This is a genomic window from Protofrankia sp. Cr1 (assembly GCF_963555865.1).
Classification (GTDB): Bacteria; Actinomycetota; Actinomycetes; order Frankiales; family Frankiaceae; genus Protofrankia.
The window spans coordinates 1-2,869 of the sequence record NZ_CAUVXO010000635.1 but is presented as its reverse complement, the minus strand read 5'-3'; the positions used below and the strand labels follow the sequence as shown (position 1 = coordinate 2,869).

Below are 2,869 nucleotides of genomic sequence, written 5' to 3'. Positions count from 1 at the left end.
GCGCAGGAACAGCAGACATTCCAGCGGCCGGACGTCCGTGCCCGTTGCGATCATGTCGACGGTGACGACGATCCGCAGTTCCGCGCTGTTGCGGAAGGCCTTGAGCAGGCTGTCGGTGTCCCGTACCGAGTAGGTGATTTTGGTGGCGAACTCGTTGCCCTGGCCGAACACCTCCCGGACCTTCATCACGATGTCCTCGGCGTGGTTGTCGTCCTTGGCGAAGATGAGCGTCTTCGGGACGTGCGTCCGGCCCGGGAAGATCTCGGTGAACAGCCGGTCCTTGAACGTCCGCAGCACCAGTTCGATCTGGTTCGGGCTGACGACCGAGCGGCCGAGCTGCTCCGGCGTCCAGGAGAAGTCGTCGTCGAGTTCCTCGTAACGTTGCTGGCGGGTGCGCCTGTCCCGCCTCGGGACGGTGATCCCCGCCTCGATGGTCGCGCCGTGGCGCGTCAGCTCGGTGCGGATGCGGTAGACGTCGAAGTCGACGTTCACCCCGTCGGCGACCGCCTGCGGGTAGGTGTACTCGCTGACCAGGTTCTGGTGGAAGAAGCCGAACGTCTGCTTCACCGGGGTGGCGGTCAGGCCGACCAGGTAAGCGTCGAAGTACTCCAGTACCGCGCGCCAGCGTCCGTAGATCGACCGGTGGCATTCGTCCACGACGATCAGGTCGAACGTCTCCGGCGGGATGTCCGCGCTGTAGGCGATGTCGATCGGCTCGTCATCGCCGTCCCCGGAGCCGTCCCCGGATGTGTCCGCGTCGAACGCCCGGTCGTCGACGTCGGGATCGGGCACCGGGCGGCCGCGCAGCATCGCGTACAGCCGCTGCACCGTGGAGATCACCACATGGGTGGACCCGCGCAGCCCGGCGGCGGTCAGCGGCTCGACGTTGTACAGCTCGGTGAACTTACGGCCGTCGCCAGCCGTGACGTAGGTGGCGAACTCCTCCCTGGCTTGGCGTCCGAGGTTGTTGCGGTCGACCAGGAACAGGATGCGGTGTGCCTTGGCGTGTGCGAGCAGCCGGTACGACGAGGTGACAGCCGCGTACGTCTTGCCCGCGCCGGTCGCCATCTGGATCAGTGCCCGGGGCCGGTCATCGGCGAGTGACCGTTCCAGCCCGCCCACCGCGTCGAGCTGGGCGGGGCGGAGATTCCCGTGGGGCAGCGGGGGTAGGTGCCCCAGCCGGTGGCGCAGGGTCGGATTCTCGGGGTCTGCGTCGGCCTCGCGCATCCACCGGGCCAGCGTCGCCGGCCGGTGGAAGGAGAACACCGACCGGGCCCGACCGCCACGCGGGTCGAGGGTGTTGGTGAAATGGGTCTCGGCCGCGGTCGTCTCATACCGGAAGGGCAGCGGCCACCGCCATGCCTGCCCGCGCTGCTCGTCGGTCAGGGAGCTCGCATACCGGCCGGACTGCCCCTCGACCGGGGTGAGGACGGTGCCCTCCCGCTTGGCCTCCACGACGCCGACGAGCCGGCGGTTGACGAACAGCAGGTAGTCGGCGGGGCCGGTCGCCGTCCGGCCTTCGCGCAGCGCCACACCGGCGGGGTCGATCAGGTTCAGGCTGGACAGGTCCTGCACCGACCAACCGGCCTGGGTGAGCATCCGGTCGACCTCAACGCGTACCTCGATCTCGGTCCGCGGTTCCCGCGCGGCGGACTTGGCCTGCGCGACGAACGACTCCCGCTCCGCCGCGGACACCTTCTTTTTCCGTGTCCGCACTGCCGGTTGCGGCTCGCCGACCTGGTCCTGGTCCTGGTCCGGCAACGCGGCCAGAGCGGAGCGCAGGCTCTCCGCGTCGGCCAGTGCACGGGTCAGTGCCTCCTCCGCCTCGCGTCGCGCTCGGCGTTCGGCGTCCAGCCGGTTGTTGCCGCCGCCGTCCAGACGCAGCTTGGCTTCGGCAAGCTTGGAGCGGTGGTCGGCAAGCTCCGCGCGCAGCGCCGCAAGCTCGGCATCGTCGGCCGCGGACACGGATGCGGCGGCCGGCTGTGATCGGCCCGGTTCGGGTGGTGGGACGAACGCGATGACCGTCCGGTCGCCGGTCATCAGCCGGTGGAACCACACACCCAGTTCGAAGCACGCCCGCGTCGCCCTGACCGCCGCCCGCACCTCGCCGTAGTAGCCGTGGACAGCCCGATTACCCTCGGTTCGGACGGCGTCGAACGCGGCCCGGATACGCCCGTCGAACACCCCGGCGCGGGCGAGCGCCGCAAGGCGGTCAACCTGTTTGTCCCCGCGGGTCGGCAGCCCGGCCCGGCTGACCAGGGTCTTCGCCAGGACCTCGCCGAACTGGCGGGCTTTGATCAGCGCGGCGTTCGGATCAGAATAGGCGTAGGACTCCGCGCCCGCACCGTAGAAGACCAGCACTGGTTCGTGGGGAAGCAGGAAGCCGAAGTTCGCCGACCTGCGGGCCAGCTCTTCGATGCGCGCGTCCATGACCGTCAGCCCGCCCCCGTGGAGAGCCCTGGGGCCTCCGGGCACGCGAACACAACGATAATCGTGCACCCTTTGACCATTTGGTGACTGTGCAGACTCACAATGTAGTCTCGGTCCGGATTTCACCGGACACGACCCTGTCACCAACCACGACCAGGCAACGGTCTACCCAGCCCGGACCGCACCTGATATAGATATATGTTGTAACTATATCGGATGCATAAGCCAGTCCCCACGGGGACCGTCACGATCTCCGGTCACCGCACGCGGGCGTTCGAGGAACAGATCATCCCGGGAGGCCCACATGACAGCGGCCGCACAACTGCCCGCATACGACGAGTTCGGGTTCTTCGAGGAGAACGCACGGGAAGCGGGCCTGGCCTGGACCGGTCCGCCGCTGGTACGGCGGGAGAACGTCGATGTCGGCGGCGAACGGATA

General features: G+C 68.4%; 1 protein-coding gene. It reads right to left on the bottom strand.

The features are described from left to right. The coding region (locus U9980_RS27115; protein WP_322770528.1) for a DEAD/DEAH box helicase family protein at positions 1-2,430 on the bottom strand (2,430 nt) is incomplete at its 3' end. Positions 2,431-2,869 lie beyond the last annotated feature (439 nt).